Raw genomic sequence first — 5,610 nt, 5'->3', positions numbered from 1 at the left:
AATCAAGTTCCCCGCTAGAAGATTAATGCGGCAGCGTGCTAGTCTCCCACACCCTATCGAGTGCAGTACCCTCGCCGTGTCAGGCCTTAGCTTCCGGGTTCGGAATGGGACCGGGCGTCTCACCTGAGCCATGACCACCGCAAAACTATATTATACACTCACAAACCCGTGAGTGGAAACGTGGCGGTTTGGGAACCGGACATGAACGCGAGTAGTAAAAAGCTTTTACTAACCAATCGTTAAGCGAATCGTTTAATACTCCATGATGCTAGAAAATAATACTCAAGTTTCAAACTAGCCCCTCCCAAAAAAGCAGAAGGGAAGAATGTCACCATCGCCCGTTAGTACTGGTCAGCTCCACCCCTTACAGGGCTTCCACGTCCAGCCTATCAACCACGTGTTCTACATGGGGGCTCACACACTAAAGTGCAAGGAATGCTTATCTTGGAGCAGGCTTCCCGCTTAGATGCTTTCAGCGGTTATCCCTTCCGAACGTAGCTAACCGGCAGCGCCACTGGCGTGACGACCGGCATACCAGAGGTTCGTCCACCCAGGTCCTCTCGTACTATGGGCAGGTCTCCTCAACATTCCAACGAGCGCAGAGGATAGAGACCAAACTGTCTCACGACGTTCTGAACCCAGCTCGCGTGCCGCTTTAATCGGCGAACAGCCGAACCCTTGGGACCTGCTCCAGCCCCAGGATGCGACGAGCCGACATCGAGGTGCCAAACCATCCCGTCGATATGGACTCTTGGGAATGATCAGCCTGTTATCCCCGGGGTACCTTTTATCCGTTGAGCGATGCCACGTCCGTACGCCGGCACCGGATCACTATCTCCGACTTTCGTCCCTGCTCGACCCGTCAGTCTCACAGTCAAGCCCGCTTGTGCGATTACACTCAACACCCGATTGCCAACCGGGCTGAGCGGACCATTGAGCGCCTCCGTTACTCTTTAGGAGGCAACCGCCCCAGTTAAACTACCCGCCAGGCACTGTCCCTAACACGGATAACGTGCTGAGGTTAGACGCCAGATATGGAAAGAGCGGTATTTCACCTGTCGACTCCACGCAAGCTAGCGCCCACGCTTCACAGCCTCCCGCCTATGCTACACGATCCACACCTAACGACAATACCAAGGTATAGTAAAGGTCCCGGGGTCTTTTCGTCCTTCTGCGCTTAACGAGCATCTTTACTCGTACTGCAATTTCGCCGGGCTCCTGGCCGAGACAGTGGGGAAGTCGTTACGCCATTCGTGCAGGTCGGAACTTACCCGACAAGGAATTTCGCTACCTTAGGATGGTTATAGTTACCACCGCCGTTTACCGGGGCTTAAATTCACCGCTTCACCGAAGTTAACGGATCCTCTTAACCTTCCGGCACCGGGCAGGCGTCAGAGCGTATACAGCGGCTTACGCCTTCGCACGCTCCTGTGTTTTTGGTAAACAGTCGCTACCCCCTAGCTTGTGCCACCCCCAACAGCTCAACAGTGCAAGACCATATCACCATCAGGGGTCTCCCTTATGCCGAAGGCACGGGAGTAATTTGCCGAGTTCCTTGGCCAGGATTCGCCCGATCGCTTCGGTATACTCTACCAGACCACCAGTGTCGGTTTAGGGTACGAGCGGAATCACACCTCACGTTGAAGCTTTTCTTGGCAAGCAGGATCACCGGAATCAGCCTTACAGCCTACCCATCACGCCTCAGCTTTAACATCCCCCGGATTTACCTAGAGGACAGCCCACACGCTTAGCCACGGAAAACCACCTCCGCAGCCGGCTACCTACCCGCGTCACTCCCACGCTAACCTACTACCGATACGCTCCCAACACAAACAAGCCAACAACCCCGAAAGGAAGCCAGCCTATAAATGAAGGTTAGTACTCTCAGATTCAGTTCGAACGGTGTAACACCGGTACGGGAATATCAACCCGTTCATCCATTCGACTACGCCTGTCGGCCTCGCCTTAGGACTCGACTCACCCGGGGACGACGAACGTGGCCCCGGAACCCTTAGTCATCCAGCGGACGGGATTCACACCCGTCTCTCGCTACTCATGTCTGCATTCTCACTCCTGTAAAGTCCACGACACGTTCACACGGCCGCTTCACCCCTTACAGGACGCTCTCCTACCCCGCATGAAATAAATCATGCAGCCGCGTCTTCGGTGGCGTGCTTAAGCCCCGCTACATTGTCGGCGCGGAACCACTAGACCAGTGAGCTGTTACGCACTCTTTCAAGGATGGCTGCTTCTGAGCCAACCTCCTGGCTGTCTATGCGACTCCACATCCTTTCCCACTTAGCACGCGCTTCGGGACCTTAGACGACGATCAGGGCTGTTTCCCTTTTGACGACGGAGCTTATCCCCCGCCGACTCACTGCCGTGATAAACCTAACAGGTATTCGGAGTTTGGCTGCTATTGGTACCCGGTATGGGCCCGCAAGCATCCAGTAGCTCTACCCCCTGTAAGCAATAACACGACGCTGCACCTAAATGCATTTCGGAGAGAACCAGCTATCACGGAATTTGATTGGCCTTTCACCCCTAACCCCAAGTCATCCCCCCAGTTTTCAACCTAGGTGGGTTCGGTCCTCCACACGGTCTTACCCGCGCTTCAACCTGCTCAGGGCTAGATCATCCCGCTTCGGGTCCAGGACATGCGACTAAAACGCCTTTTAAAACTCGCTTTCGCTACGGCTCCCCCACCCGGGTTAGCCTCGCCACATACCACTGACTCGCAGACTCATTTTTCGATAGGCACGCCGTCACCCCACAAGAAGGCTCCGACGGATTGTAAGCGCACGGTTTCAGGAACTATTTCACTCCCCTCCCGGGGTGCTTTTCACCTTTCCCTCACGGTACTAGTACACTATCGGTCAGACAGGAATACTTAGGCTTACCCAACGGTCTGGGCAGATTCACGCGGGATTCCACGAGGCCCGCGCTACTTGGGAATAAGCATAAAGAGACATCGCACGACAAGCTACGGGGCCATCACCCTCTACGGCTGGGAATTCAATCCCATTCACCTAGCACGACATTTTATCACTCTTCTCAACCCCGTCAGAGGCTGAACAACCAATCCCACGACCCCGAATGCGCAACACCTGACGGTTATCACACGCACCCGGTTTAGCCTGATCCGCTTTCGCTCGCCACTACTCACGGAGTATCCTTTCCTGCAGGTACTGAGATGTTTCACTTCCCTGCGTACCCCCCACAAAAACTGTGGTGACCACCCATAACAGTGGCCGGGTCTCCCCATTCGGAAATCCTCGGATCAAAGCCCACTCGGCAGCTCCCCGAGGCATATCGCAGCCCGTCACGTCCTTCATCGGTCCTGTCTACCAAGGCATCCACCATACGCCCTTACCAGTGACACACACCAGTAAGAAACCTAACAGCAAAATTCTCTAGACAACAAATCATCACACTAAACGATCACAAAACGATCAAGACGACTCCACCAAAATGGAGCCGGTCGAAAATCAGTAAAAGCAAAAACATGAAACCCTAAAAAGAATCTCACATAATCACTCGCGTCCACTATCCAGTTCTCAAACCACCACAACACCAAGAACCCAAGCCAAACGCAGAAAGCATCAACCTGAAATCCAAGGATCGCAAAGGACCGCAACCCCAAAACAAAGGGGGGTGGCAATCCGGGAACCCAAAAGCATGCCCAACAAACTCACATAAAAACGTTAACTATTGTTTTCCACACCAGTAACCACACTCAATCCGAGCGTGCACAAAAACTCCGTAGAAAGGAGGTGATCCAGCCGCACCTTCCGGTACGGCTACCTTGTTACGACTTAGTCCCAATCACGAGCCTCACCTTAGACGGCTCCATCCCAAAAGGGTTAGGCCACCGGCTTCGGGTGCTGCCCACTTTCATGACTTGACGGGCGGTGTGTACAAGGCCCGGGAACGCATTCACCGCGACGTTGCTGATTCGCGATTACTAGCGACTCCGCCTTCACGTAGTCGAGTTGCAGACTACGATCCGAACTGAGACCGGTTTTAAGGGATCCGCTCCATGTCACCATGTCGCATCCCGTTGTACCGGCCATTGTAGCATGCGTGAAGCCCTGGACGTAAGGGGCATGATGATCTGACGTCATCCCCACCTTCCTCCGAGTTAACCCCGGCGGTCCCCCGTGAGTTCCCGGCATAACCCGCTGGCAACACAGGGCGAGGGTTGCGCTCGTTGCGGGACTTAACCCAACATCTCACGACACGAGCTGACGACGACCATGCACCACCTGTGAACCTGCCCCGAAGGGAAACCACATCTCTGCAGCTGTCAGGCACATGTCAAGCCCAGGTAAGGTTCTTCGCGTTGCATCGAATTAATCCGCATGCTCCGCCGCTTGTGCGGGCCCCCGTCAATTTCTTTGAGTTTTAGCCTTGCGGCCGTACTCCCCAGGCGGGACGCTTAACGCGTTAGCTCCGACACGGAACCCGTGGAATGGGCCCCACATCCAGCGTCCACCGTTTACGGCGTGGACTACCAGGGTATCTAATCCTGTTCGCTCCCCACGCTTTCGCTTCTCAGCGTCAGTAACAGCCCAGAGACCTGCCTTCGCCATTGGTGTTCTTCCCGATATCTACACATTCCACCGTTACACCGGGAATTCCAGTCTCCCCTACTGCACTCTAGCCCGCCCGTACCCGGCGCAGACCCACCGTTAAGCGATGGGCTTTCACACCAGACGCGACGAACCGCCTACAAGCTCTTTACGCCCAATAATTCCGGATAACGCTTGCGCCCTACGTATTACCGCGGCTGCTGGCACGTAGTTAGCCGGCGCTTATTCGAAAGGTACACTCACCCGAAGGCTTGCTCCCAATCAAAAGCGGTTTACAACCCGAAGGCCTTCATCCCGCACGCGGCGTCGCTGCGTCAGGGTTTCCCCCATTGCGCAATATTCCCCACTGCTGCCTCCCGTAGGAGTCTGGGCCGTATCTCAGTCCCAATGTGGCCGTCCGCCCTCTCAGGCCGGCTACCCGTCGAAGCCTAGGTGGGCCATTACCCCGCCTACAAGCTGATAGGACGCGACCCCATCCCATGCCACTAAACACTTTCCCAACAAGACATGCGTCAAGTTGGAGCATCCAGCATTACCACCCGTTTCCAAGAGCTATTCTGGAGCATGGGGCAGGTTGGTCACGCATTACTCACCCGTTCGCCACTCTCACCAACCAGCAAGCTGGTCAGATCCCGTTCGACTTGCATGTGTTAAGCACGCCGCCAGCGTTCATCCTGAGCCAGAATCGAACCCTCCACGAAAAAATTCAATGAAGAGCCAACAAAAGGCTCCAAAAAATAAGAAAAAGACGAGACATTCTTTAAGGAAAGAACATCCCACAAAACCTCACCACCATTTAACCATCTCTCAGGCACCCCACAATCTGTGAGGCAGGCAATGAACTGGCAATAATTAACTAATAAGTAGTACAGACACGCTCTTGAGTTCTCAAACCACCACCACACCAGCCGGCTCAATCAACCCCAAAGAGAAGAACCAGCCGCGCTGAGCAGCAAGAGATAAACTTACACCAAACCCAACCAAAACGCAAACCCACCCCACAAATCAGCCACAAAAA

General features: G+C 54.5%; 3 rRNA genes. All 3 read right to left on the bottom strand.

Features of this window, described 5'->3' with window-relative positions:
* Positions 1-25 precede the first annotated feature (25 nt).
* A 5S ribosomal RNA gene (rrf, locus tag CGSMWGV1500E_RS01050) occupies positions 26-142 on the bottom strand.
* Between the two features lie 180 nt (positions 143-322).
* Positions 323-3,383, bottom strand: a 23S ribosomal RNA gene (locus CGSMWGV1500E_RS0106160).
* A gap of 383 nt (positions 3,384-3,766) precedes the next feature.
* A 16S ribosomal RNA gene (locus CGSMWGV1500E_RS01055) occupies positions 3,767-5,293 on the bottom strand.
* Together the 16S, 23S and 5S rRNA genes form the textbook arrangement of a ribosomal RNA operon.
* Positions 5,294-5,610: the final 317 nt, after the last annotated feature.

It is taken from the genome of Gardnerella vaginalis 1500E (assembly GCF_000263595.1).
In the GTDB taxonomy this organism is placed as follows: Bacteria; Actinomycetota; Actinomycetes; order Actinomycetales; family Bifidobacteriaceae; genus Bifidobacterium; species Bifidobacterium vaginale_E.
This window is presented reverse-complemented; position numbering and strand designations above follow the sequence as displayed.